Source organism: Rhizobium aureum, assembly GCF_030182495.1.
GTDB classification, from domain to species: domain Bacteria; phylum Pseudomonadota; class Alphaproteobacteria; order Rhizobiales; family Rhizobiaceae; genus Rhizobium; species Rhizobium tropici_C.
Window position 1 is genome coordinate 295,074 of the sequence record NZ_JAQJCI010000003.1, and the last position, 24,945, is coordinate 320,018.

The window sequence follows — 24,945 nt, forward strand, 5'->3', positions numbered from 1 at the left end:
AAATAAAAAGGCGGCCGAGGCCGCCTTTTCGCTACTCATTTCATGCTGCGATCAACGGCGGTTGCCCATGAACTGCAGCAGGAACATGAATAGGTTGATGAAGTCGAGGTAGAGCGACAGGGCGCCCATGATCGCCTTGCGGCCAGCCACGGTCACGTCGTCGGCTTCGTAGTACATTTCCTTGATCCGCTGCGTATCCCAGGCGGTGAGGCCGGCGAAGATCAGGACGCCGATCACGGAGATGGCGAACTGCAGGGCGGACGAAGCCAGGAAGATGTTGACGAGCGTTGCGATGATCAGGCCGAAGAGACCCATCATCAGGAACGAGCCCATCGCGGACAAATCACGCTTCGTCGTGTATCCGAACAGCGACAGCGCGCCGAAGGAGGCGGCGGTCACGAAGAAGGTCTGCACGACGCTCTGGCCGGTGTAGATGATGAAGATCGACGACAGCGACAATCCCACCAGTGCGGCGTAGACCCAGAAGGTCGTCGTCGCGGCGGCCACGCTCATGCGGTTGATCCTGAAGCTCAGGAAGAAGACCATTGCCAGCGGGGCGAGAATGACAACCCACTTCAGCGGGCTGAGATAGATCGCCTGGCCGAAGGCCGTGATCTGTCCGTTTGCAAAGGCGAGCGAGAAGGATAGATAGGCGGCAACACCCGTGATCGCCAGACCCAGCGCCATCAGGTTATAGACCTTGAGCATGTAGGCTCGAAGGCCCTCGTCTATCATCGCACCGGATTGCGCACCGCTCTGCGCCCGGTTTTGGTAATTGCGGAAGTCAGCCATGTTTTCCTCTTTCAAGCTCCGATTTGATTACGGTGTCGGGTCTCTCGAGGCCCAGGCGCCGCTGCGGAGCTCAGCATGCCTGCAGAGAATATGAGGCTTTCGGGCCTCATACACAAGGGTCAAGCGATCCGGCGCAGGTTAAATCGATGTAATATCGAGCCGTTTTGCCGGCTTCCGGTTCATCTCCGCAACGAATCAGAGCTCGCGCAGAACAGGCGCCGCCTTCTGGCCCAGGATGCGCCAGGTGCCGATCAGGCCGATGCCGACGGTCAGCACCAGGGCGATGATCAGCGTCGAGAAGGCGACGTCGGGCAGGAAAGCCGACGGCAGGCGCATGATGCGGCTGACGATATACCAGGCGGATGCGGAGCCGGCGATCAGCGCGAAGATGGCGGTCGCCGCGCCGAGGATCAGATATTCGTAGCTGAAGGCGCGAATGAGTGTCGCGCGCGTCGCGCCGAGCGTCTTGAGGATGACCGCATCATGCGTGCGGGCGCGGTTGCCGGCGGCAAGCGCTCCCGCCAGCACGAGCACGGATGCGATGAGCGCGACGGAGGCGGCGGAACGGATCGCCGTCGCCAGCTGTCCCACGAGCGTGTTGACGACATCGAGTGCATCCTTTACGCGGACGCTTGTGATGGTCGGGTAGGTATTGGTGACTTTCCTCAGGATTGCGGCCTCCTGAGCGGAGGTGGCCGAAGCGTCGGTCAATGTTGCCAGCCACGCATGCGGGGCGCCCCTGAAGGTATTGGGCGAGAAGATCATCACGAAATTGATCGACAGCGATTGCCATTGAACCTTGCGGAAGCTGGCGATCTTGGCGGTGACGTTGCGGCCGAGGACATTGACGGTGACCTTGTCGCCGAGCTTCAGGCCGAGCGCCTTGCCTTCCTCTTCGGAAAAGGAGACCAGCGGTTCGCCGCTATAATCCTTGTCCCACCATTTGCCTTCCGTAACCGAGGCGTTTTCCGGCACGGTTTCGGCATAGGTGATGCCGCGGTCGCCGCGCAGCACCCATTGGCCTGCTGCCGGCACCTTCATCTTGGTGACATCCTCGCCGTTGAAGGCGACGATGCGGCCGCGCAGCATCGGCGCCTCGACGAGTTTGCCTTTCGGATCCTCGGCGAGCACGATCTTGCGGAAGCCCTCTAGCTCCGGCCCCTGAATGTCGACGAAGAAGAAGTTCGGCGCCTGTTCGCTCATGCGGCCCATCAGCTCGCGGCGCATATTGCCGTCGATCAGCGTCAGGGTGACGAGCAGCGCCAGGCCGAGGCCCAGCGACAGCACGACGGACGAGGTGAGAGCGCCTGGCCGGTGGATGTTGCCGATCGCCAGGCGCAAAGCGGGGGAGCGCACGCGCGGGCTGCGGCGGGCAAGCCAGGAGAGCAGGGCGGCAACGGCGCGCAGCACCACGAAAGCGCCGGCGATCGACACGACGAAGACGATCGCGATGAAGCGGTCATAGGCGGTAACGATCGCAAGGGCAGCAAGGGCTGCCATCAGGACACCGGCAGCCAGCAGATAAGGCCAGCCGGGCAGGCGGCGCGCTTCGAAACCCTGTTCGCGGAACAGCGCCGTTGCCGGCACTTCACGAGCGTGGCCGAGCGGCGGAATGGCGAAGGCCAGCGTCGTCAGCAGGCCGAAAAGGGCCGCCAGCGTCAATGCGCCGGGGTAAAGCCTCGGTGCGGTCGAAATCGGCAGGAATTCCGCCATGAATTGCGAAGCGATCATCGGCGCAATAGCGCCGAGGGCGAGGCCGATAACGATGCCGGCGAGCGCAATGACGGCAATCTGGATGAGATAGATCAGCACCACCACAAAGGCCGGCGCGCCCAGGCACTTGAAGGTGGCAATGGTCGTGCGCTTCGAATCGAGGAAGGCCCGCACGGCGTTGGCAACGCCGACGCCGCCGACGATGAGAGCGGCCAGGCCGACGAGCGTGAGGAATTGCGAGAAGCGGGTGACGTTGTCGGCAAGCTGAGGTGCGGCGCGGTCGCTGCTGCGGATCGACCAGCCGGCTTGCGGGAAGGCGGCATTGGCGCGGTCGGTGAGATTGCGAATGCCGGCTGCGGGGTTGTCCATGCGGATTCGGTAAGCCTGTTCGACGAGGCTGCCTGTCGTGATCAGGCCGGAGGCAATCAGGGCGTCGCGGCTCGTCATCACGCGAGGCGCAAAGCCGAAGCCTTCGGAGACCGCATCCGGTTCTCTCTCAACCGTGCCTGATATGCGAAGCTTGGCGTTACCCAGCAGCAGGGTATCGCCGATCTTGAGGTTCAGGCGTTCGAGCAGCAGGGGAGCGACGACGGCGCCGTAGGTGCCGTCCCTGGCGGCGAGCAGCGCTGCGAGCGGCTGGTCCGGCTCCGCCTCGAAGGTGCCGTAGAGCGGATAGGCATCGTCAACCGCCTTGACCTCGACCAGCGCCTGATCGGAGCCGTCGGGCAGGCGTGCCATGGAGCGCAGGCCGGTGGAGCGGGAGACTTTCCCCAAGCTTTGGAGATAGGCGAATTCTTCCGGCGTCGCCTCGCGGTTGCGCAGCTCGAACCGTGCATCCCCTGACAGCAGCGATTGCCCCTGCGTCGCGATAGCATCGGTGATCGAGCGGGATACGGAATTGACGGCGGCAATCGCGCCGGTGCCGAGTGCGATGCAGGCGAGGAAGATGTAGAAGCCGGCGAGCCCCCCGCGCAATTCGCGCAGGGCAAGGCGGAAGGCGAGCCTCAGGCGAAATCCCGCCCCGCTCATGCAATCGCCGCCTGGCCGGTGCGTGTGCGCGTACCGTCGTTCTCTATCTCGCCGGAGCGGACGCGGATCTGGCGCGAGCAGCGGGCGGCAAGTGCGGGATCATGGGTGACGAGCAGCATGGTCGTGCCGCGCTCGGCCTGCTGGGCGAAGAGCAGATCGGCGATCTGCCGGCCGGTGTCGGTGTCGAGATTGCCCGTGGGTTCGTCTGCGATCAGGACGGCTGGCGAGGGGGCAAGCGCGCGGGCGATCGCCACGCGCTGCTGTTCGCCGCCGGAAAGCTGGCCGGGATAGTGATTGAGCCGCTCACTAAGCCCGACAGCTTCCAGCTCGCGCCGGGCGATGTCGAAGGCATTGCGGATATTGGCAAGCTCCAGCGGCACGGCGACGTTTTCCAGCGCCGTCATATTGGCGATGAGATGGAAGGACTGGAAAACGATGCCGATATTGCGGCCGCGGAAATCGGCGATGCGGTCTTCGCTGAGGCTGTGCAGCGGCGTGTCGCGGATCAGTAGTTCGCCACTGTCGAGCTTTTCGAGACCGGCCAGCACCATCAGCAGGGTCGACTTGCCGGAGCCGGAGGGGCCGACGATGCCGACGGCCTCACCTTCTATGACCGTGAGATCGATGCTCTTCAGCACATGGACCGAGGCGGCGGCATTGCCGAGCGTCAAATCCGCCTTCTTCAGCTCGATGATGGTTTTTGCCAATGCGAACGCCCTATATATCAGAGAACATCAGAGACAATGGCGGGCGCGACTGGCCCGAGCAGCGAATTTAGGAAATGGATCATGGGTTTTAAAGTTGCTGCGCTTCACTTCGCTGTCATCACTTTCGGTCTTTTGTTTGGCGCGGCTGCTGCTGCAAACGCACGGACGATCCAGCTGGTCGGCTTCGGCGACAGCCTGATGGCGGGCTACCAGCTGCCATCAGGCGATGGCTTTCCCGCCAAACTGGAGGCCGCGCTGAAGGCCAAGGGGCTGGATCTTGCCGTCGCCGACGCCGGCGTCTCCGGCGATACGACCTCGGGCGGGCTTTCACGCATCGACTGGTCGGTGCCGGATGGGACCGATGGCGTCATTCTCGAGCTCGGCGCCAACGACGCGCTGCGTGGCATTCCGCCGGAGCAGACGGAAAAGAATCTCGAGATGATGATCGAGCGGTTGAAGGGCAGAAAAATTCCGATCTTTCTCGTCGGCATGCTGGCGCCGCCGAACATGGGGCCGGATTATGCCGATAAATTCAACCCGATCTACAAGCGTCTTGCCGACAAATATAAGCTTGCGCTCTATCCGTTCTTCCTCGATGGCGTCGCCACGCATGCGGATCTGCAGCTCGCCGATGGCATGCATCCGAACTCTAAGGGCGTGGATGTGATGGTCGAGCATATGTTGCCGGCTGTTATCAGTTTTGTAGGGACGATTGACGCAGGTGCGAAATAGGTGCTTGCACCGACTGCAAATGCGTGATTCCCTAGTTGTACCTGCAAGAGATTCGGGGAGTGCTCGTCATGCCGAGACTTTTTACCGCCCTCGAAATTCCGCGCAATGCGGCCATGAGCCTGTCATTGTTGCGCGGTGGTCTCCCGGGAGCCAGGTGGATCGACGTTGAAAATTATCACATCACTTTGCGCTTCATCGGCGATGTCGATGGCCGTACTGCGGATGAGATCGTCGACCGTCTGGACCGGATAGATCGGCCTGAATTCCAGCTTCGGCTGGAGGGCATCGGTTCCTTCGGCTCCAAGAAACCGCATTCGGTTTGGGCCGGGGTCTCGCAGACACCGGATATGTTCGCGCTGCAAGGCGAGATCGAGCGCATCTGCCAGCGTATCGGCCTGCAGCCGGACCCCCGCAAGTTCACGCCGCACGTGACGCTCGCCAGGCTGAAATCCTCACGGGTCGATGATGTCGTCCACTATCTCTCCGGTCGCGGCAACTTCTATACCGCGCCGTTCACGGTCGGGCGTTTCGTGCTTCTGTCCTCGCGCGAATCGGTTGGCGGCGGGCCCTATCTCACCGAAGAGATATTCCCGCTTCACGAGCCGCGCGGCACCTTCCCGGCCTTGGGCAACAGCATGCTGCAGCCCGCCAAGAGCATGGTGTAAACGGTCTCGAAATCCCCGCGATCGCCGTAGTAGGGATCGGGAATGTCTTGGTTGCTGCCGAGCGCCAGGGCATTGAAGAGATGCAGCTTGCCGAGCGCATCGGCGGATGCCGCCTTGCGCAAGTTCTTCAAATTGTCTTGATCCATTGCCAGGATCAGATCGAATCTGCCGAAATCGGCGGGTTCGATACGCCGGGCGCGCTGATCCGAGATATCGATTCCGTGATTGGCCGCAACGGCAATCGAACGCCGATCCGGACGCTCGCCCTGATGCCAGCCGCCGGTACCGGCCGAATCGACTTCGAACTCTGCCGTGCGGCCCGCCTCGCCTGCCAGATGTTTGAATATGCCTTCGGCAAGGGGCGACCGGCAGATATTGCCGGCGCAGACGAAAAGAATCCTGTGACGATCCATGTTATCGTTCAACCGCTGGAGCTTTTCAGCTTTTCTTCGAATGCGAAAACCCTCCATCCTTTTGTTTATACGCAATTCCGGACGGAAAACCGCTACGCACTTTTCCCGGAATTGCTTTAGAGAGGAGTGACTTGCCATGAAGTACGACAAGCTGGACCGCGCGGCAATCGAGGAAAATCTTGCGGAGCTCTCCGGCTGGGCGCTTGCGGATGACGGCCTTTCGATTTCGAAGACCTTCAAATTCCGAAATTTCGTCGAGGCCTTCGGCTTCATGACGGAAGCCGCCCTTGCCGCGGAAAAATTCAACCATCACCCGGAATGGTTCAACGTCTATTCCCGGGTCGAGGTGAAGCTGACGACGCACGACGTCGGTGGCCTGACCGACCATGACGTCAAGCTGGCAAAGGCGATGGAGAAGGCGGCTGCACGCCGGCTCGATTGAATCGCGGCAAGCGATCACCATATGTTTACCCGGCCCGGGCGACGGGCCTCGCTAGAGGTGAATGGAATGGATGACATCAAGTATGGGGAAATCCTGATGCCTGGTGATGAAGAGACCCAAAGGGAGCAGGAGAAATCGGTGCGCAGCAAATTCTGGCCGACCTTGCGGAAGGCAGCTCGCCATATTCCGTTTTCCCGCGACGTCGTGGCCGCCTTCTATTGTGCGTTCGACCCCCAGACGCCGACGCGTGTTCGCGGCATCCTCCTGGCAGCACTCGGCTATTTCGTCATGCCGGTCGATATCATCCCCGATTTCTTTGCCGTCATCGGCTTTTCCGACGATGTCGCGGTGCTGACGCTCGCTTTCAGCATGATCAGGGGGCATATCCGTCAGGAACATTACGACGCCGCCGACCGCGCGCTGGAGAACGAGCCGGAGTCTGTCAAGACTGCCTGATGCCTGTCTTAAAGAGCCGATCTGAATCCTCTCAGGTTTCCAGAGATTTATGAGACGCCCCTGATTTTAGCGAGGTCAAATTCTTGCCTGAATCTTTCTGTCTTAAATCGAACCTGCAGGGTGGTACTTCATCATCCGGGTTTTCCAATTCCTTCTGATGCGTTTCAAGCTTTACGCGATAACTGGATTGAAATGGCACGGGGCCGGTGGCGGCAGCGCTCCGTTGACGGTTTGGTAACCTGAATAAAGTCAAAATAAAGCAGCTCACGAGCACAGGCGTGCGTCAATCGAATCGCCATGCGCTCTGGATCGCAAGAAATCGGCAGGAAACCATGTTTGTAAAAAGCTTCGCAATCGCCCTCTCGCTCGTTCTGGCCGGAACCGGCATAGCGTCCGCGCAGACCAAGAAGCAGACGCAGACGCAGGCAGCGGCGCCAGCAGCGCCGGCGGCTCCGACGCGCATTCAGCAGTTCGACGCCTGGGGTGCCTATTCCTACCAGTCCGCCGGCGGCAAAGTCTGCTACGTCCTCTCCGTGCCGACTGCGAAGACGCCGGCAACGGGCATTGATCACGGCGACAATTTCTTCATCGTGTCGCAGCGTCCGGGCCAGAACATCTCGTATGAGCCGCAGGCGATGATGGGCTACTCGCTCAAGGAGAACTCCAAGGTCAACGTCGCCATCGACAACAAGACCTTCGTGATGTTCACCAAGGACAAGGCTGCCTGGGTCGAAAACGCAGCGCAAGAACCTGCTCTGGTCGCAGCGTTGAAGTCCGGCCATTCGCTGAAGGTTTCGGCGACCTCCAAGAAGGGCACGGCGACCTCCTACACCTATTCGCTGAAGGGCGTCAGCGCTGCGCTCAAGCAGATCGAAAACTGCAAGTAAGATCGAAGGCCGAGGCATCACGGAAACGTGATCGCCCAAACGCCACGACCGTAATGACAAGGCCGGTCAATTCGACCGGCCTTTTGCTTTTCAGGGAAAGGGATGACGCGAGCGGAAATTAATGCTAAAGGCCGCGCCAACGATAGGTGTCCGGCAGACAGCTTGTCCCGCCACCGCATGAATCTTCAGATTTCCGTGCCTTGCCCGCATCCGCAGCTATGGTCAGCTTTTGCGGCATCGCCGATGTGAACCGTTGGAACGATCCTATGTCCGCCACCGATGTCATAACCCCCTCCAGGCTCAAGCCGATGCCCGTGTCGCAGCCGGTCGAGCTTTCGCCGAAGCCGTCGCTGATCGGCATGACGCGTGAAGAGATGGGCGCCGCCCTCAAGGAAAAAGGCGTAGCCGACAAGCAGATCAAGATGCGCGTCAGCCAGCTCTGGAACTGGATCTATGTGCGCGGCGTCTCCGATTTCGATGCCATGGCCAATGTGTCGAAAGACATGCGCGAAATGCTGAAGACGCATTTCACCATCGCGCGTCCCGAAATCGTCGAGGAACAGGTCTCCAATGACGGCACCCGCAAATGGCTGCTCCGCTTCCCGCCGCGTGGCGCCGGCCGTCCCGTCGAGGTCGAGAGCGTCTATATTCCGGAAGAAGGGCGCGGCACGCTCTGCATTTCCAGCCAGGTCGGCTGTTCGCTCACCTGTTCCTTCTGTCATACCGGCACGCAGCGGCTGGTGCGCAATCTGACGGCGGAAGAGATCCTGTCGCAATTGCTTCTGGCGCGCGATCGTTTGGGAGATTTCCCGGACCGCGAAGCGCCGCAGGGCACGATCATGCCCGCCGAGGGCCGTAAGGTCAGCAATATCGTGATGATGGGCATGGGCGAGCCGCTTTATAATTTCGACAGCGTCAAGACGGCGTTGCTCATCGCCTCCGACGGCGACGGCCTGTCGCTCTCCAAGCGCCGCATCACGCTTTCGACCTCTGGCGTCGTGCCGGAAATCTACCGCACCGGCGACGAGATCGGCGTCATGCTGGCGATCTCGCTGCATGCCGTGCGGGACGATCTGCGCGACATGCTGGTGCCGATCAACAAGAAGTATCCGCTGAAGGAGCTGATGGATGCCTGCCGCGCCTATCCCGGCCTGTCGAATGCGCGCCGCATCACCTTCGAATATGTGATGCTGAAGGGCGTCAACGACAGCCTCGAAGACGCCAAGGGGCTGATCCAGCTTCTGAAGGGCATTCCGGCCAAGATCAACCTGATCCCCTTCAATCCCTGGCCAGGCACGAACTATCAGTGTTCCGATTGGGAGCAGATCGAGAAGTTTGCCGATTTCATCAATTCGGCCGGTTATGCCTCTCCGATCCGCACGCCGCGCGGGCGTGACATTCTTGCCGCCTGCGGTCAGCTGAAATCGGAGTCGGAGCGCATGCGCAAGACGGAGCGGTTGGCTTTCGAAGCAATGATGATCGCCAACCACGGCGAGGATTGAGATTGATGCTTCTTGGACTGCGCAAGCCGATACGGCTCTTATGGGGCTATCTCGCCGCTTGCGTTCTGATGGGCTTCGTGCTGGCCTGCGCTGCCGTATGGACAGTGCCGGAGACTGCGGCGCCCGAGCTTTTCGTTCTGACCGTCGGGTTGACGAAGGTCGCCATGATCGTCAGCATCCTGCCGTCCCTGGTCGTGATCCCCATCCTCGAATGGCGGCGGGTCCGTCGCTGGTACGGCTATGCGATCTACGGGGCCAGTCTGTCTGCCGTGGCTTCCACCCTGATTTCCGGCGGCATTGAACGACCGCAGACCCTCAATCTGATCACCATTGCGGTCTGCTTCGCATTCCTGGGCATGGCCAGCGCCACCGTCTATTGGTGGATTGCCGGCCGGTTTGCCGGCCGTTGCACCATACTCAACGAGCCTGAGTGAAGAAGATCTTCACCGCGAAGATTGAGAAGACTCCGGCGAAGGCATAGTCGAGGCCGCGCATCACGCCGCGGTTCCTCTGCAGCCACGACGACAGGCCATCGGCGGCAAGGACGACGAGCATGTTTACCGGCATGCCGATGACGATGAAGAAGAAGCCGAGGAAGAGCAGCTTGTGCGTGACGGCCGGATCGCCCGCCGTGACGAACTGCGGCAGGAAGGTCATGAAGAAGATGATGACCTTCGGGTTCAGCAGATTGACCCAGAAGCCGGTTGAAATGTTGGCAAGCGGCGTGCCCCTGATGGCATCGACCTTTTTGACCGACAGGCTTGAGCCGAAGCGGATTGCCTGGATCGCCAGCCAAAGCAGATAGGCAGCGCCACCGGTCTTGAGCATGGTGAAGGCAAGCGGGGAGGCTGTTATCAGCGCCGAAATGCCGAAGGCCACCAGGCAGGTGTGGACGATGACGCCGAGGCTGGTGCCAAGTACGACGAAGAGCGCCGGCTTCTTGCCCTGTGCCAGTGCCCGGCTGATCGACAGCGTCATGTCGGGACCTGGGGTCATGGCCAGCAACAGGCTCGCTGCCGCAAAGGCAAGGAGGGTCGGCAGGCTCGGTATGAAATCCATGAAAGTCGCTCCGCAAGCCGGATTAAAGCATGTCGCGCAAAAGTGTGTAGCGGTTTTGCAGAACGACATGCACAAAATTAACGACCTAAAGCACAGGAAGCGAACCTGAAAGATCGCGACGTGCTTTAGGGTCTGCCCGTTGTTATCCGGCTTTCGGTTGATTGCAAATCAATCATTCTTTTCGAGGAAGGCCTTGAATTGATCGGCATAGTCGGGGTGCCAGCGCGATAGCGGCGGCCGGTTCTCGACGATATCGCCGGCGGCCCAGAGCATGCGACGTTCGTCGACCGGCCGGGCCACGTCGTTATCGGGGCAGAGAATATAGAAGTCGCCGCGCTTCAGGCTTTCCACCATGAACTCGACAGTCTGCTCCGGCGTCCAGGCTCCGGCAGGCTTTTCCCTTCGATCACCTTTGGTCAGACCGGTGAAGACGAAGCCGGGGATGAGGAGGTGGGCCGAAATCTTGGCGCCTTCCGTATTGCGCAGTTCGTGCTGCAGCGCCTCGGTGAAGACCTTCACGCCGGCCTTCGAGACATTGTAGGCAGGATTGCCGGGAGGGGTGGTGATGCCCTGTTTCGAGCCGGTGTTGATGATGACACCCGGTTCGCCATGCGCCAGCATACCGGGTCCAAAGGTGCGTGTGCCGTTGATGACGCCGAGCAGATTGACGCCAAGGATGGCGTCCCAGCCGGCCTGGCCGCTGAAGATCGAGGTGTCCGGGCCGATGCCGGCATTGTTCATCAACACATGTACGCGGCCGAAACGCTGCAGGACAGCGCGCTCCAGCGCTTCCAGCGCGTCTTTGCTGGCGACATCGGTCTCGATGGCCATGACATGCTCTTCGCCGGTGATTGCCTTGAGTTCAGCGCTAGCGTCGGCCAGCCGTTCGCCCGCGAGGTCGGCGATAACGACGCTCATGCCCAGCGAGGCGAAATATTTCGCCGCGGCAAAACCGATGCCGGATGCACCTCCGGTGATGACGGCAACATTGGATTTCTTGAAAATGGTTTGAATATCGGTCACGAGCGGCGCCCTCCTCAGGCATTGTTCGGTCGCCGCCGAATATGGTACTTTCGGCAATCAAGTCAAACCGCTGGAGGTCGCGCCCGTGACAAAACATATGTCCGTAGAGATCGACGAGCAGATGGACGCCTTTATCGGCGAGCAGATCAGCCACGGCAATTACGATTCGCCAAGCGAGGTCATCGATGCTGCGCTGAAATTGCTGCGCAGCCGGGCGGAAATAGAAGCGATTGCGGCGGCGATCGCCGAAGGCGAAGCCTCGGGCGAGCCGGAGGAGTTTGACGGTGAAGCGTTTCTGACCGAGCTGCACCGCAAACATGTCCGTTAAAGGCCGATCCTATAAGCTCTTGCCGAAAGCACGACAGGATTTGGAAGCTATTTGGCGATATACATTTGAGGCTTGGTCTCTTCAGCAGGCAAATACTTATTATAAAGAGCTGATTGGTTGTTTTCCGGAACTGGCAGCTGGGACCGCACGTGGTCGCAAGGTCAGCGGCATCAAACGAGATTATCTTGCTCTCGCCTCCGGCTATAAGGATAGCGCCCAAACGGTCACGATCATCCGCATCCTGCATCGGCGGATGAACATCGGCGCTCATCTCTGATGCCGTCCTGAGAGGTCCCGCCGCGCTTCCCCTTGCGCCGCACGATAATCTCGCTAAAAGTTCCGCGATACAGCTTTGCGGGCCTTTTCTCTGGTCCGCCTTGAAACGGAACTCATCATGGCATCACATAAAGACGTGAAGAAAGTCGTTCTCGCCTATTCCGGCGGTCTCGACACCTCGATTATCCTGAAGTGGCTGCAGACGGAGCTCGGCGCCGAAGTCGTCACCTTTACCGCCGATCTCGGCCAGGGCGAAGAGCTGGAGCCGGCGCGCAAGAAGGCTGAAATGCTCGGCATCAAGGAAATCTATATCGAGGACGTGCGCGAGGAATTCGTGCGCGATTTCGTCTTCCCGATGTTCCGCGCCAATGCCGTTTACGAAGGCGTCTACCTGCTCGGCACCTCGATCGCCCGTCCGCTGATCTCCAAGCACCTCATCGATATCGCCAGGAAAACCGGTGCCGACGCCATCGCGCATGGCGCGACCGGCAAGGGCAACGACCAGGTTCGTTTCGAGCTTTCGGCCTATGCGTTGAACCCGGATATCAAGATCATCGCCCCCTGGCGCGACTGGTCGTTCAAGAGCCGTACCGACCTCCTCGAATTCGCCGAGAAGCACCAGATTCCGGTTGCCAAGGACAAGAAGGGCGAAGCGCCGTTCTCCGTCGATGCCAACCTGTTGCACTCCTCTTCCGAAGGCAAGGTTCTGGAAGATCCGTCGCAGGAGGCGCCTGAGTATGTGCATATGCGCACGATCTCGCCGGAAGCTGCTCCCGATAAGGCCACGGTCATCAAGGTCGGCTTCGAAAAGGGTGATGCCGTTTCGGTCAATGGCGAGCGTCTGAGCCCGGCAACGCTGCTTGCGAAGTTGAACGAGTATGGCCGCGACAACGGCATCGGCCGTCTCGACCTCGTCGAGAACCGCTTCGTCGGCATGAAGTCGCGCGGCGTCTACGAAACGCCCGGCGGTACGATCCTGCTTGCAGCCCATCGCGCCATCGAGTCCATCACGCTCGATCGCGGCGCCGCACACCTCAAGGACGAGCTGATGCCGCGCTATGCCGAGCTGATCTACTACGGCTTCTGGTTTTCGCCGGAGCGCGAAATGTTGCAGGCACTGATCGACAAGAGCCAGGAGCACGTCGAAGGCGAAGTGACGCTGAAGCTCTACAAGGGCAATGTCATGGTCATCGGCCGCGAAAGCCCGAAGTCGCTCTATTCCGACAAGCTGGTCACCTTCGAGGACGACCAGGGCGCCTACGACCAGAAGGATGCCGCTGGCTTCATCAAGCTGAACGCGCTGCGCCTGCGCACGCTCGCCAAGCGCAATATGTCGAAATAATCGACATTTCCAGATGCTGAAGGGCCCGCTTCCGGTCGCCGGAGGCGGGCTTTCTTATGTGGAAAGTGGCGGCCGGAGTTAATCGACCGGTCTCAATTCACGTTCGACTTCGGCAGGTGCTTCGGCTTTCTGCAGATTGCTGCGGAAGGCGCAGAGTGCGTCATGCAGCTGAACTTGAAGGTCTTTGTCGAAGCCTTGCGTCGCGTTGCGTTCAACTTCGCAGATTTCCCTGTCGATCTGCTTCAATTTGGCGTCGGCGGATTCCGAAAGCACGATCCGCTTGGCGCGGCGATCGAGCGGGTCGGGTTGGCGTTCGATCAAGCCGCGCGCCTGCAGCTTGTCCAGAAAGGCGCTGACCGTCATCGGCTCCAGCCCCATCCGGGAGGCGATGTCGAGCTGGCGGCTGCCGTTGATGGCGGCCACCTGCATCAGCGTCCGCGCTTCGCCCGCCGTCAGTCCGAGCCCCGCGACAAGAATACGTCGCTCGAAGGCCGCCCTGATCAGTCGGGCGCAGTCGGTCACAAGAAAGGCAAGTGAATCCGTATTAATCCTGCTGCTCATAAGCGCTTCCCTACCTACGCTCTTTAATTTTTAGGCCCCACAACGTTCTTATTGATTTCGTTCTATGAACACAACGACTTCTGTCCGAAAACGCGCTGCTGCTTGACCGGGTTCAGCAGATTGCTACTCTCGCGCGATTAACAGCGGGAACACTCATCATGACGCAATCGCTTGTTGTCGGTGCCTTTCTGGCCGCGCTTTTCTACGTCCTTATTCCCGGTCCCGCATTCCTGGCGCTGCTCGGCATTGGCGCCGGCCAGGGCCGCAAGGCGGGTGCATTCTTCGTCAGCGGCCATCTGCTTGGTGATCTCGTCTGGTCGACGCTCGCATTGGTCGCCATCGTCGGTGCCAAGACTATCGGCACCTTCGTCTTCGATCTGCTCGGTTTGCTGTGCGGCTTCTATCTTGCCTGGATCGGCTGGAGCGCCGTGACCGCCAAGCCGAAGGGTGACGGTAAGGCACTCGTCAATGTTAACCGCCCGTTCCGTCGCGGCCTGATCTTCGGCGTCACCAATCCCAAGGGATATCCCGTGGCCCTGGCGACTTTCACGGCTCTTGTCGCGGGTTCCGCCGGCGCATTGACCTTCAGCGCGTTGCCGCTGCTGCTAGCCGTTTCCCTTGCGGGTTTTATCACTGCCGATCTTATCCTGATCAGCATCATCGGCGCCAGCGCTGTCCGGCGTTTCTATCGCGCACATGAGCGGCTGATCGTGCGCTGCTCGGGCGTGCTCTTTATGGGCTTTGCGGCGCAGGCGCTCTGGCACGCCACGCCCGGCCTGCTTGGCTGGCGCAAGGCCTGACCATCCTCGTTCAATTTGTTCGCTCCCCCGCCATACCAATTCGGCGAGAGCAGCCTTATATCGTGCTTCGATCAGATGCTGTCGAAAGGATGCCTTGCATGTCTTCTCTTGCCGCCGTCAATCCTGCGCTCACCGAATGGACCGGACATCAGGGGCTGCCGCGTTTCGATGCGGTGAAGGATACGGATTTTGCCGCTGCCTTCGATGCGGCGCTCGCATCGCATGAGGCCGAGATCGATGCGATTGCCGGCAATAGCGAGGCGCCGACCTTCGCCAATACCGTGATCGCGCTCGAAATCGCCGGCGATGAACTCTCGCGCATTTCCGCGCTCTTCTGGAACAAGGCGGGTGCGCACACGAACGAGATCATCCAGGCACTCGAGCGCGAGATCGCGCCGAAGATGGCGCGGCATTACTCGAAGATCGGCACGAATGCGGCGCTCTTTGCCCGTCTCGACGCTCTGTGGGAGGGCCGCGAAGCGCTCGGGCTGACGCTCGAAGAGACCCGCGTTCTGGAGCGGCACTGGAAAGGCTTCGTCAAGTCGGGCGCAAAGCTGCCGAAGGTGGAGCAGGAGCGGCTTTCTGCAATCAACGAGACGCTTGCGGGCCTCGGCGCGCAGTTCGGCCAAAACGTGCTGGCGGATGAGAAGAACTGGGCGCTGCTGCTGTCTGAGGAGGCCGATCTTGCAGGTCTTCCAGACTATCTGCGCGATGCCATGGCGGCGGCGGCCCGCGAACGCGGCGACGAAGGCAAATACGCCGTCACGCTGTCGCGCTCGATCATCGAACCGTTTCTCGCCTCATCCGAGCGCCGCGATCTGCGCGAACAAGCCTTCAACGCCTGGGTGGCGCGCGGCGCCAATGGCGGCGAGACCGACAACCGCGAGATCGTCCGCAAGACGCTGGCGCTCCGGGCAGAGAAGGCAAAGCTGCTCGGCTATGCCAATTTCGCCGAACTCAAGCTCGACAATACCATGGCGAAGACGCCGAATGCGGTGAACGATCTTCTGATGACCGTTTGGGCCAAGGCGGCCGCGCGTGCAGCGGAAGAGGAAAGGGATATTGCGGCGCTGATTGCCGAGGAAGGCCGCAATCACGAGGTCATGCCCTGGGACTGGCGGCACTATGCCGAGAAGATCCGGACGCGGAAGTTCGATTTCTCCGAAACTGAATTGAAGCCCTATCTGCAGCTCGAAAAGATCATTGCCGCCTGCTTCGACGTTGCCGGCCGCCTCTTCGGCATCAAGGCAGTCGAGCAGAAGGGCATTCCCGCCTATCATCCCGACGTCCGCGTCTTCGAGATCCGTGACCGTTCCGACAAGCTCGTCGCCCTGTTCCTCGGCGACTATTTCGCGCGCAGCTCGAAGCGCTCCGGCGCCTGGATGAGCTCGTTCCAGTCGCAGCACAAGTTGCCGCTGAAGAACGGTAAGGTCGGTGAACTGCCGATCATCTACAATGTCTGCAACTTCGCCAAGCCGGCGGAAGGGAAGCCGGCGCTCTTGTCGCTCGACGATGCGCGGACGCTGTTTCACGAATTCGGCCATGCGCTGCACGGAATGCTTTCCAACGTCACCTATCCCTCGGTATCGGGCACCGGCGTCTCGCGCGATTTCGTCGAACTGCCGTCGCAGCTCTACGAGCATTGGCTGACGGTACCCGCCATCCTTAAGGAATATGCCGTCCACTACGAGACTGGCGCGCCGATCCCGCAGGCGCTGCTCGACAAGGTTCTGGCGGCCCGCACCTTCAATGCCGGTTTCAACACGGTCGAGTTCACCTCCTCGGCTCTGGTCGACATGGCCTTCCATACGCGCGGCGCCGTCGAGGATCCTATGGCGGTACAAGCACAGGTGCTTGCGGAGATCGGCATGCCGAAATCCATCGTCATGCGCCATGCGACGCCGCACTTCCAGCATGTGTTTTCCGGCGACGGCTATTCGGCCGGCTATTATTCCTACATGTGGTCGGAGGTGCTCGATGCCGATGCCTTCGCCGCCTTCGAGGAAACCGGCGATGCCTTCAATTCCGACATGGCCGGAAAATTGAAGGCCAACATCTACTCCGTCGGCGGCTCGATCGATCCGGAAGACGCCTACAAGGCCTTCCGCGGCAAGCTGCCGAGTGCAGATGCGATGCTGAAGAAGAAGGGGCTGGCGGCCTGATTCCCCACCTTCGGTGTGTCACAAGATCGGTCGCGGAAGGTCCACTTTCGCGACTGAGTTGATCTTTCCCGGTCAATCAAGGCTTGCGCGAAAGCAGATCTAACAACTCGGTGAGCTGATCGGCTTGGGCGTCGTCGAGCTTATCGCCCACGTAGCGCTGGAGCGCCGCAGCATAGACGGTCCATATGCGGCTGCGCATGGCACTCCCTGCCTCGGTGATAACCACCCAGCGGCCTCGTCCGTCCTCGGAAAATATTTCACGATGAACAAGACCGGCCTTTTCCATCCGGTCGAGAAGGCGGGAGAGATTATGCTGGGCGAGCAGCGTGCGCTCCTCGATCTCATAGGGCCGCAATTTCCCGTCCGTGGCCTGCGTCAGTTCCCATAGTACGTCGTACCAACCGAGTGGCGGCAGGCCGGCTGCCTTCAAATCCTGTTCGATCGCCGCAAGGACGATTTGCTGGGTGCGCACGAGGCGCACCCATGCTCGCGTCACCGCGGCGGAGGGTTTTGAAGGGGCGGCATCTGAATCATCGGACATGGATGCAATTACATCTATATTGACGACTGCGACAAGTCTGAATATAGATGCAATTACATCTATCTGAAACGGAGCCTCTGGGAGATTTGATCATGTCCGACGGAAGGCTGATCCTCGTCAGCCACTATCTCTGCCCCTACGTCCAGCGGGCAGCCATCACGCTCGCTGAAAAGGCCGCGCCATTCGAGATCCGCTATGTCGACCTGTCTGCAAAGCCCGACTGGTTTCTTGCCATTTCTCCGCTCGGCAAGGTGCCCCTCCTGATCGTGCGGCAGGGTGACGGATCAGAAACGGTATTGTTCGAAAGCGCGGTAATCTGCGAATATCTCGAGGAAACCCAATCCGGCGCTCGGCTCCACCCCGCCGATCTGCTCGCGCGTGCCCGCCATCGCGGCTGGATGGAATTCGGCTCTTCCATCCTTTCGGACTTGTGGGGGTTCGAGACCGCGAAGGACGAGGGGACCTATGAGGCCAAGCGCAGAGCGCTGATCGATAAATTTGCTCGTGTCGAGGCGGAATTGAGAAACGGGCCTTTTTTTGCCGGAGAAGCGTTCAGCCTGGTCGATGCGGTTTTTGCGCCGATCTTTCGTTACTTCGATGTGTTCGACACCATCACATCGACCGGCGTTTTCGACGGCCTACCGCGTGTCAAGACATGGCGCACAGAGCTGGCATCGCGGCAAAGCGTGCGAGATGCGGTGACGCAGGACTACCCCGAGCGCCTCAAGGCTTTCCTGGTGAATCATGACGCGTGGTTGCTGAAGCTGGCTGCCTGAGGAGGGCACAAAAATACCGGCTAAGGCACCGCATGCCGTTTATGTTGGCGGCATGGGTCAGCAGAGGCTTTGCCGCCGGCCAACGCGAGATTGATGTATTCGTGGGGGCGCAAGGGCAAGCTTTCAGCCCCTTTCTTGCCTCCCCCCTTTCGCATTCGCGAAAAAAAGGGTATGAGCGCGCCAAATGCAATTGGCGTGTTACTGAAACACTGCGCCCCAGCCTCAGAGATTAAGACATATGGCACTTCGCAACATCGCGATCATCGCGCACGTTGACCATGGGAAAACCACCCTCGTCGACGAGCTCTTGAAGCAGTCCGGCTCGTTCCGCGAGAACCAGCGCGTTGCCGAGCGCGTCATGGACTCCAACGATCTGGAAAAGGAGCGCGGGATCACCATTCTTGCCAAGGCGACCTCGGTCGTCTGGAAGGACACCCGCATCAATATCGTCGACACCCCCGGCCACGCCGACTTTGGCGGTGAAGTCGAGCGCATTCTCTCGATGGTGGACGGCGCGATCGTTCTCGTCGACGCCGCCGAAGGCCCGATGCCGCAGACCAAGTTCGTCGTCGGCAAGGCGCTCAAGGTCGGCCTGCGCCCGATCGTTGCGATCAACAAGATCGACCGTCCGGACGCCCGCGCAGACGAAGTCATCAACGAAGTCTTCGATCTCTTCGCCAATCTCGACGCGACCGACGAACAGCTCGATTTCCCGATCCTCTACGGTTCCGGCCGTAACGGCTGGATGAACTATTCGCCTGACGGCCCGAAGGAAGAGGGCCTCGGTCCGCTTCTCGATCTCGTTGTCAAGCACGTTCCCGAGCCGACCGTCGGCGAAGGCCCGTTCCGCATGATCGGCACGATCCTGGAAGCCAACCCCTTCCTCGGCCGCATCATCACCGGCCGCATCCACTCCGGCTCGATCAAGCCGAACCAGGCTGTCAAGGTTCTGGGTGCCGACGGCAACCTCATCGAAACCGGCCGTATCTCCAAGATCCTCGCCTTCCGCGGCATCGAGCGTCAGCCGATCGAAGAAGCGCAGGCAGGCGACATCGTCGCCATTGCCGGCCTTTCCAAGGGCACGGTTGCCGACACCTTCTGCGACCCGCAGGTCAGTGAGCCGCTGGTCGCACAGCCGATCGACCCGCCGACCGTCACCATGTCCTTCATCGTCAACGACAGCCCCTATGCGGGCACCGAAGGCGACAAGGTCACCTCGCGCGTCATCCGCGACCGCCTCTTCAAGGAAGCCGAAGGCAACGTCGCGCTGAAGATCGAGGAAGCCGAAGGCAAGGATTCGTTCTATGTCTCCGGCCGTGGCGAATTGCAGCTCGCAGTTCTCATCGAAACCATGCGCCGCGAAGGCTTCGAGCTTGCCGTCTCGCGTCCGCGCGTCGTCATGCACAAGGATGAAAACGGCCAGCTGCTCGAGCCGATCGAAGAAGTCGTCATCGACGTCGATGAAGAGCATTCCGGAATCGTCGTGCAGAAGATGTCTGAGCGTAAGGCTGAAATGTCCGAGCTGCGTCCTTCAGGCGGCAATCGCGTCCGTCTGGTGTTCTTGGCGCCGACGCGCGGCCTCATCGGCTATCAGTCGGAACTTCTGACCGACACGCGCGGCACGGCCGTCATGAACCGTCTGTTCCATGACTACCAGCCGTACAAGGGCGAAATCGGCGGCCGTGTGAACGGCGTGCTGCTCGCCAACGAAGCCGGCGAAGCCGTGGCCTATGCCCTGTTCAATTTGGAAGACCGCGGCCCGATGATCATCGACGCCGGCGAGAAGGTCTATGCCGGCATGATCATCGGCATCCACTCGCGCGACAACGATCTCGAAGTCAACGTGCTGAAGGGCAAGAAGCTCACCAACATCCGCGCCGCCGGCAAGGACGAAGCCGTGAAGCTGACGCCGCCGATCCGCATGACGCTGGACCGCGCTCTATCCTGGATCCAGGACGACGAGCTGGTGGAAGTGACGCCGAAGTCGATCCGCCTCCGCAAGATGTATCTCGATCCGAACGAGCGCAAGCGTTACGAGAAGGCACGCCTCGCCTGATAGGCTGTTTCGCTTCGAGCCATTCGACCCCGGCCATTGTGCCGGGGTTTTTATTTGCGTGTTCGGTTTTTGAGCCCTTGTCCTAAAGGTTAAAAAGTCGTTAATTTTTGTCGATGATCCACGGATAAAGCCTGTGGGCAAGTTCGCCATCTTTATGAATGAGGATGGTTAATTCGCGTAGGTAAGACCAGAGTAGACGTTATGAAGACGTTGTCGATCGATGTTCGGCGGGCAGAACCCCATGATGCCCGAGCCATTTCGGAGGTGCACCGCCAATCGTGGCAGTACACCTATGCCGGCATCATTCCGCATCGCGCCCTCGGGCAAATGATCGAGCGTCGCGGCGAAAACTGGTGGCGCAAGGCGACCAGCGGTCCGGCGACGCTGCTGGTTCTGGATGTCGCCGGCGAGATCGCGGGCTATGCCACGCTCGGCCTCAACCGTGCCCGCGCGCTGCCGCAGGAAGGCGAAGTTTACGAACTCTATCTTCGCCCGCAATATCAGGGACTTGGCCTCGGGCGCATGTTGTTCGGCGAAGCGCGCCGGCTGTTGAAGTCGCTCGGCTGCAAGGGGCTTGTCGTCTGGTGCCTTGAGGAAAACGAGAATGCCTACCGCTTCTATCGCGGGCAGGGCGGCGCGGATTTCTGCGAAGGCATCGAAACCTTCGATCACAGGCAGCTTCGCAAGATCGGTTTCGTCTGGCCTTGAGCGGCGCTGTAGCGCATCGATTCCGATTTAAGGAATCATGCAGTAAATCCGCCTCTTTCCCGATGTGTTGTTGCGTTGCGGCATGAATCCTATTATTTGGCTGGCGGCAACCATCCTTATCTAGGGGACAAGTATGCGTATCGACGCGATTTCCATTGGCAAGAACCCGCCCGAAGACGTCAACGTCATCGTTGAAGTGCCGGTCGGCGGCCATCCGATCAAGTATGAAATGGACAAGGAGGCCGGCACGCTGGTCGTTGACCGTTTCCTCTACACGCCGATGACCTATCCGGGCAATTACGGCTTCGTTCCGCACACGCTCTCCGAAGACGGCGACCCGATCGACGTGCTGATCGCCAGCACGCGTCCGCTGGTTCCTGGCTGCGTCATCAATGTCCGCCCGATCGGCGTGCTGAAGATGGAAGACAATTCCGGCAAGGACGAGAAGATCATCGCCGTTCCCTCGCCGAAGCTGACGCTGCGTTACGAGAAGGTCAAGGAATATACCGATCTGCCGGAGATCACGGTGAAGCAGATCGAGCATTTCTTCGAGCACTACAAGGATCTCGAGCCCGGCAAGTGGGTCAAGATTTTTGGCTGGGGCGGCTCCAAGGAAGCCGGTGAGCTCATCGTCGAAGCCATCGCCCGCGCCAAGAAGGCAAAGGCCTGATCAGGCCTCTACCAAAGCTCCAAGCTTCTTCATCAAATCCTCCGGTTCGCCCTCGATCCGGAGGATTTTTTTGCGCGCCGTGTCGCCGCTGACCAGGCTAAGCGAAGATTTGGGAATGCTGAGGCTCTTGGCAAGCAGCACGATCAGCGCCTTGTTGGCCTTGCCCTTTTCAGGTGCTGCCGAGACGCGCGCCTTCAAATAGCATTCGCCGTCGCTGCCGGCTTCCAGCCCATCGATCGCATCACGCCCGCCATTGGGCGTGAGCCGCACGGAAAGCCTGACATGATCCGGAAAGGCCTGCCAAGGCTTGTTCACCGCAGGAACAACGGGACGATCGAATTCCACATCAGCGAGCGGATGAAGAAGATGATCAGCAGCAGGATGACCGGCGAGATGTCGATGCCGCCGAGATCCGGCAGGATGCGGCGGATCGGGCGCAGGGCTGGCTCGGTGACTGCATAGAGGAAGTTGCCGACGGAATTGACGAACTGGTTGCTCGAATTGATGACGTTGAACGCATAGAGCCAGGAAAAGATAGCGCTGGCGATCAGCACCCAGGTATAAAGATTCAAAGCCAGATCAATGGTTTGAAATAAGGCGAGCATGTCCGTCTCCAAATTCGCGGTTGACAGACATGTAGACATTGGCGACTAAACGGGCAAGTCCCATGCTCCGAAGCATGTTGAATCATGTTTAAAAGGCGGATGAAGGCGTTTACGCTGGTCTTCGCGTCGGAAAGTCTCGTCCCATGTCATTTGCCGCCAGCGGCGACCGGTTTGCCGCCTTCAGGCACATTGCCTATACTTATTTCTTCTTTGCGCGGTTTCTGACGGCCTTCGCCACGCAGGTCGTCAGTGTCTCCGTTGGCTGGCAGATGTATGAGCACACCGGCCAACCGATCTATCTCGGTCTCATCGGCCTCGTTCAGTTCCTGCCGTCGCTGCTGCTGATCCTGGTGACGGGCACGGCTGCGGACCGCTACAACAGGCGGCGGATTTCCGCGATCTGCATTTTCGTCGGCACCCTCTGTGCGGCTGCCCTGCTGTTCCTGACCGTATCGGGCACCTTCGCGCCGCTGCCGGTCTTTCTGATCCTCACGGTCTTCGGCATAGAACGCGCCTTCATGACGCCGGCCATGCAGTCGCTGGCGCCCAATCTGATCCCGCCCGAAGACCTGACGAATGCCATCACCTGGAACTCGATGTCATGGGATGCGGCCGCCATCCTCGGTCCTGTTGCCGGCGGCCTGCTTTATGGCATCGGGGCCAATGTCGCCTATACCGTAGCCGTGCTTTTCTTTGCAGCCGGTTCGGTGCTGACCTTCCTGATCCCGAAGCCGCAGCAGCGCACCGCGCATGAGCGGCGCAGCCTGAATGAGATGCTCGCCGGCTTCCGCTTCATCTGGTCGGAGAAAGTGGTGCTCGGTGCGATCTCGCTTGATCTTTTCGCCGTGCTGCTCGGCGGCGCCGTCGCGCTGATGCCCATCTACGCGCGCGATATCCTGACGCTCGGGCCGTGGGGTCTCGGCATGCTGCGCGCGGCGCCAAGCTTCGGCGCGATCGCCATGGGCCTTTTCCTGGCAACCTATCCGATCCGCAATCGCGCCGGTATCTGCATGTTTGCCGGCGTCGCCATGTTCGGCGTGGGCACGCTGATCTTCGGCATCTCGCATACGCCATGGCTGTCGATAACAGCTCTGGCCATCATGGGTGCATCCGACCTGATCTCCGTCTATGTGCGCGAAACGCTGATTACGCTCTGGACGCCGGATCATGTCCGTGGCCGCGTCAATGCCGTCAACATGGTGTTCGTGGGTGCGTCGAACGAGCTTGGCGAATTCCGCGCCGGCACCATGGCGCATTATTTCGGCGCGATCCCCGCCGTGGTGATTGGCGGGCTGGGTACACTGACGGTCGCCATCCTCTGGGCCACGGGTTTCCCGCAGCTCCGCCGGATCGATAGCCTCAATGCGCCCGACCGCGAGAGCGAGCCGCAGCCGGTTTGAGCTGCTGCAATCGGCTCATCGAAATTTTCGATGATGTCGAGCGAGCATTTTCGTCAGGCGAAGGCCCTTAGGCGGCCATTGCCTGCTTGCCCTCGAAGACGAGATCGAGGAATTCCGACAGCCAGGTCTTGAGGGCTGCGTCGAAGATCATGCGGCCTTCGAGATGCTCGCGGCCCTGCTGGGCGTTCGGCATGCAGAAGCGATGTTCGCCGTGCACGACCCAGCGCTGCATCATGGCGCGGGTGAGCTCCGCATGGAATTGCAGGCCCCAGGCATTGGCGCCATAGCGATAGGCCTGGTTGGGATAGGTCTCGCCCGTCGCCAGCAGGTCGGCGCCGTGCGGCAGCTCGAAGCCTTCGCGGTGGAAATGATAGACCATCTGCGGCCAGTGCATCAGCAGCCGGCCCTTTTCCGTCGGCTGCAGGGCATACCAGCCGATCTCGGTCTTGCCGTCGTCGCGGGCCTTGACCTTGGCGCCGAGATGGCGGGCGAGCAGCTGCGCGCCAAGGCAGATGCCGAGATAGGGCCGGTTTTCCTTAAGGGGAACCTTCAGCCAGTCGGTCTCGGTCCTGATGAACTCGTCCGGGTCGTTGGCGCTCATCGGGCCGCCGAAGACCACGGCGCCGGCATGGGCCTCAAGTGTCGGAGGCAGCGGATCGCCGAGGGCCGGACGGCGGATATCGAGATCGAAGCCTTTTTGCAGCAGCATCTGGCCCACGCGGCCGGGGCTGGAGCGCTCCTGATGCAGGACGATCAATATCGGGCGGCCGGTGTTCCTCGGCGCTTCAATCATCATTGCCTGTCTCCACCCTGGAACCGGGTGCGCGTGCGGCTGCTTCCTGGCGCTTCATGATGCGCTCGCGGTCGGAAATGCCCATGAGGTCGGCGATGCGCCAGATCGCATGGTCTTCCATCTCGCTGCGTTCTCCATCGGCATAGACGATATCCCAGAGAATGCCGAGCAGTTCGAGGCGTTGCGTGCTATCGAGATGACGCTTCAGATCCGAGGTGAAACGATAGTAATCAACCGCCTCGCTTTCGGCTTCCTCACCGGCGGCGATCAGCGCATCAAGCTGGCGGCCATCGAGACCATATTGTTCCTTCAGGAGCTTGCGCAGCCTTTTCTTCTCGCTGTTCTCGATCTTGCCGTCCGCCTCCATCACCTGGATACAGAGCGCCGCCACCGCGACACGTGGGTCGTCGGGTGCAAAGCCGGATCTGGGATGGTCTTGGGTCAGGTTATGAAGAAATTCCTGAAAGCGTTCGAACATGCGTTTCCATTCTCAAAGCAGGCCGAGCA

The 24,945-nt window shown here is 60.4% G+C and carries 29 protein-coding genes; 17 read left to right on the plus strand and 12 right to left on the minus strand.

What is annotated here, in order from left to right; translation table 11 throughout:
- Nucleotides 1–51: 51 nt before the first annotated feature.
- The 3 genes from PH552_RS10175 to PH552_RS10185 all read right to left on the minus strand — a co-directional run bounded on the left by PH552_RS10175 (nt 52) and on the right by PH552_RS10185 (nt 4,241).
- Nucleotides 52–792: a Bax inhibitor-1/YccA family protein gene (locus PH552_RS10175; protein WP_095433002.1), complete on the minus strand. Its 741-nt coding sequence runs from the start codon at nt 790–792 to the stop codon at nt 52–54.
- A gap of 195 nt (nt 793–987) precedes the next feature.
- Nucleotides 988–3,534: an ABC transporter permease gene (locus PH552_RS10180; protein WP_112341406.1), complete on the minus strand. Its 2,547-nt coding sequence runs from the start codon at nt 3,532–3,534 to the stop codon at nt 988–990.
- On the minus strand, nt 3,531–4,241 hold the full coding sequence (locus tag PH552_RS10185; RefSeq protein ID WP_112341405.1) for an ABC transporter ATP-binding protein: 711 nt from the start codon (nt 4,239–4,241) through the stop codon (nt 3,531–3,533). Before PH552_RS10185 ends, PH552_RS10180 begins: the two co-directional genes overlap by 4 nt.
- Nucleotides 4,242–4,322: 81 nt before the next feature.
- Here PH552_RS10185 and PH552_RS10190 point away from each other — a divergent pair, with 81 nt between their 5' ends.
- Together PH552_RS10190 and thpR are read left to right on the plus strand one after the other, a co-directional pair.
- Nucleotides 4,323–4,973 (plus strand): arylesterase, encoded by a 651-nt coding sequence (locus PH552_RS10190; RefSeq protein ID WP_112341404.1) that lies wholly within the window; start codon nt 4,323–4,325, stop codon nt 4,971–4,973.
- Between the two features lie 68 nt (nt 4,974–5,041).
- Nucleotides 5,042–5,638 (plus strand): RNA 2',3'-cyclic phosphodiesterase, encoded by a 597-nt coding sequence (gene thpR, locus PH552_RS10195; RefSeq protein WP_112341403.1) that lies wholly within the window; start codon nt 5,042–5,044, stop codon nt 5,636–5,638.
- On the opposite strand, the gene PH552_RS10200 is transcribed toward thpR, so the two are convergent.
- A complete protein-coding gene (locus PH552_RS10200) occupies nt 5,569–6,051 on the minus strand; it encodes a low molecular weight protein-tyrosine-phosphatase (RefSeq protein ID WP_112341402.1) in 483 nt (160 codons plus the stop codon). The two genes, thpR and PH552_RS10200, sit on opposite strands and share 70 nt — an antisense overlap.
- A gap of 136 nt (nt 6,052–6,187) precedes the next feature.
- Here PH552_RS10200 and PH552_RS10205 point away from each other — a divergent pair, with 136 nt between their 5' ends.
- The 5 genes from PH552_RS10205 (at nt 6,188) to PH552_RS10225 (ending at nt 9,772) form a co-directional block, all read left to right on the plus strand.
- Nucleotides 6,188–6,493, plus strand: coding sequence for a 4a-hydroxytetrahydrobiopterin dehydratase (locus PH552_RS10205; RefSeq protein WP_112341401.1), 306 nt, complete (start codon nt 6,188–6,190; stop codon nt 6,491–6,493).
- Nucleotides 6,494–6,559: 66 nt separating this feature from the next.
- On the plus strand, nt 6,560–6,949 hold the full coding sequence (locus tag PH552_RS10210; protein ID WP_112341400.1) for a YkvA family protein: 390 nt from the start codon (nt 6,560–6,562) through the stop codon (nt 6,947–6,949).
- 332 nt (nt 6,950–7,281) lie between these two features.
- Nucleotides 7,282–7,836: an invasion associated locus B family protein gene (locus PH552_RS10215; protein WP_112341399.1), complete on the plus strand. Its 555-nt coding sequence runs from the start codon at nt 7,282–7,284 to the stop codon at nt 7,834–7,836.
- A gap of 266 nt (nt 7,837–8,102) precedes the next feature.
- Nucleotides 8,103–9,338: a dual-specificity RNA methyltransferase RlmN gene (rlmN, locus tag PH552_RS10220; RefSeq protein WP_112341398.1), complete on the plus strand. Its 1,236-nt coding sequence runs from the start codon at nt 8,103–8,105 to the stop codon at nt 9,336–9,338.
- A 5-nt stretch (nt 9,339–9,343) separates the two neighbouring features.
- The gene (locus PH552_RS10225; RefSeq protein WP_112341397.1) at nt 9,344–9,772 is read left to right on the plus strand and encodes a hypothetical protein; all 429 of its coding nucleotides are present in this window, start codon (nt 9,344–9,346) and stop codon (nt 9,770–9,772) included.
- Here PH552_RS10225 and PH552_RS10230 read toward each other — a convergent pair.
- Together PH552_RS10230 and PH552_RS10235 are read right to left on the minus strand one after the other, a co-directional pair.
- Nucleotides 9,756–10,397, minus strand: coding sequence for a LysE family translocator (locus tag PH552_RS10230; RefSeq protein ID WP_112341396.1), 642 nt, complete (start codon nt 10,395–10,397; stop codon nt 9,756–9,758). The two genes, PH552_RS10225 and PH552_RS10230, sit on opposite strands and share 17 nt — an antisense overlap.
- A gap of 168 nt (nt 10,398–10,565) precedes the next feature.
- Nucleotides 10,566–11,420, minus strand: a complete 855-nt coding sequence (locus PH552_RS10235; RefSeq protein ID WP_285165913.1) for an SDR family NAD(P)-dependent oxidoreductase — start codon at nt 11,418–11,420, stop codon at nt 10,566–10,568.
- An 85-nt stretch (nt 11,421–11,505) separates the two neighbouring features.
- Between PH552_RS10235 and PH552_RS10240 the strand changes: the two genes are divergently transcribed.
- From PH552_RS10240 to PH552_RS10250, 3 genes are all read left to right on the plus strand, one after another.
- A complete protein-coding gene (locus tag PH552_RS10240; protein ID WP_112341394.1) occupies nt 11,506–11,748 on the plus strand; it encodes a type II toxin-antitoxin system ParD family antitoxin in 243 nt (80 codons plus the stop codon).
- Nucleotides 11,738–12,025 carry a type II toxin-antitoxin system RelE/ParE family toxin gene (locus tag PH552_RS10245; RefSeq protein ID WP_112341393.1) on the plus strand — a complete coding sequence of 96 codons (288 nt, stop codon included), beginning with the start codon at nt 11,738–11,740 and terminating at the stop codon, nt 12,023–12,025. The genes PH552_RS10240 and PH552_RS10245 overlap by 11 nt, the downstream gene beginning before the upstream one ends.
- A 117-nt stretch (nt 12,026–12,142) precedes the next feature.
- A complete protein-coding gene (locus tag PH552_RS10250; RefSeq protein WP_113249183.1) occupies nt 12,143–13,366 on the plus strand; it encodes an argininosuccinate synthase in 1,224 nt (407 codons plus the stop codon).
- A 78-nt stretch (nt 13,367–13,444) separates the two neighbouring features.
- Here PH552_RS10250 and PH552_RS10255 read toward each other — a convergent pair whose 3' ends face one another.
- On the minus strand, nt 13,445–13,927 hold the full coding sequence (locus PH552_RS10255) for a MarR family winged helix-turn-helix transcriptional regulator (RefSeq protein WP_112341392.1): 483 nt from the start codon (nt 13,925–13,927) through the stop codon (nt 13,445–13,447).
- A 158-nt stretch (nt 13,928–14,085) separates the two neighbouring features.
- Here PH552_RS10255 and PH552_RS10260 point away from each other — a divergent pair, with 158 nt between their 5' ends.
- Both PH552_RS10260 and PH552_RS10265 read left to right on the plus strand, forming a co-directional pair.
- The gene (locus tag PH552_RS10260; RefSeq protein WP_112341391.1) at nt 14,086–14,727 is read left to right on the plus strand and encodes a LysE family translocator; all 642 of its coding nucleotides are present in this window, start codon (nt 14,086–14,088) and stop codon (nt 14,725–14,727) included.
- A 98-nt stretch (nt 14,728–14,825) separates the two neighbouring features.
- Nucleotides 14,826–16,889, plus strand: a complete 2,064-nt coding sequence (locus PH552_RS10265; protein WP_113249163.1) for a M3 family metallopeptidase — start codon at nt 14,826–14,828, stop codon at nt 16,887–16,889.
- 76 nt (nt 16,890–16,965) lie between these two features.
- Here PH552_RS10265 and PH552_RS10270 read toward each other — a convergent pair whose 3' ends face one another.
- On the minus strand, nt 16,966–17,430 hold the full coding sequence (locus PH552_RS10270) for a MarR family winged helix-turn-helix transcriptional regulator (protein WP_113249162.1): 465 nt from the start codon (nt 17,428–17,430) through the stop codon (nt 16,966–16,968).
- A 92-nt stretch (nt 17,431–17,522) separates the two neighbouring features.
- Here PH552_RS10270 and PH552_RS10275 point away from each other — a divergent pair, with 92 nt between their 5' ends.
- From PH552_RS10275 to ppa, 4 genes are all read left to right on the plus strand, one after another.
- On the plus strand, nt 17,523–18,206 hold the full coding sequence (locus tag PH552_RS10275; RefSeq protein WP_113249160.1) for a glutathione S-transferase family protein: 684 nt from the start codon (nt 17,523–17,525) through the stop codon (nt 18,204–18,206).
- A gap of 238 nt (nt 18,207–18,444) precedes the next feature.
- Nucleotides 18,445–20,262 (plus strand): translational GTPase TypA, encoded by a 1,818-nt coding sequence (gene typA / locus PH552_RS10280; protein ID WP_069613361.1) that lies wholly within the window; start codon nt 18,445–18,447, stop codon nt 20,260–20,262.
- A gap of 201 nt (nt 20,263–20,463) precedes the next feature.
- Complete coding sequence (locus PH552_RS10285) at nt 20,464–20,970, plus strand: GNAT family N-acetyltransferase (RefSeq protein ID WP_113249159.1); 507 nt, start codon at nt 20,464–20,466, stop codon at nt 20,968–20,970.
- Nucleotides 20,971–21,103: 133 nt separating this feature from the next.
- On the plus strand, nt 21,104–21,640 hold the full coding sequence (gene ppa, locus PH552_RS10290; protein WP_112341385.1) for an inorganic diphosphatase: 537 nt from the start codon (nt 21,104–21,106) through the stop codon (nt 21,638–21,640).
- On the opposite strand, the gene PH552_RS10295 is transcribed toward ppa, so the two are convergent.
- Nucleotides 21,641–21,955, minus strand: coding sequence for a DUF167 domain-containing protein (locus tag PH552_RS10295; protein WP_112341384.1), 315 nt, complete (start codon nt 21,953–21,955; stop codon nt 21,641–21,643).
- Complete coding sequence (locus PH552_RS10300; protein WP_112341383.1) at nt 21,952–22,245, minus strand: YggT family protein; 294 nt, start codon at nt 22,243–22,245, stop codon at nt 21,952–21,954. The genes PH552_RS10295 and PH552_RS10300 overlap by 4 nt, the downstream gene beginning before the upstream one ends.
- 143 nt (nt 22,246–22,388) lie before the next feature.
- On the opposite strand from PH552_RS10300, the gene PH552_RS10305 reads away from it, so the two are divergent.
- The gene (locus tag PH552_RS10305; RefSeq protein WP_113249157.1) at nt 22,389–23,645 is read left to right on the plus strand and encodes an MFS transporter; all 1,257 of its coding nucleotides are present in this window, start codon (nt 22,389–22,391) and stop codon (nt 23,643–23,645) included.
- Between the two features lie 67 nt (nt 23,646–23,712).
- Here PH552_RS10305 and PH552_RS10310 read toward each other — a convergent pair whose 3' ends face one another.
- Complete coding sequence (locus PH552_RS10310; protein WP_113249181.1) at nt 23,713–24,438, minus strand: glutamine amidotransferase; 726 nt, start codon at nt 24,436–24,438, stop codon at nt 23,713–23,715.
- The gene (locus tag PH552_RS10315; RefSeq protein ID WP_113249156.1) at nt 24,431–24,916 is read right to left on the minus strand and encodes a tellurite resistance TerB family protein; all 486 of its coding nucleotides are present in this window, start codon (nt 24,914–24,916) and stop codon (nt 24,431–24,433) included. The genes PH552_RS10310 and PH552_RS10315 overlap by 8 nt, the downstream gene beginning before the upstream one ends.
- Between the last annotated feature and the right edge of the window lie 29 nt (nt 24,917–24,945).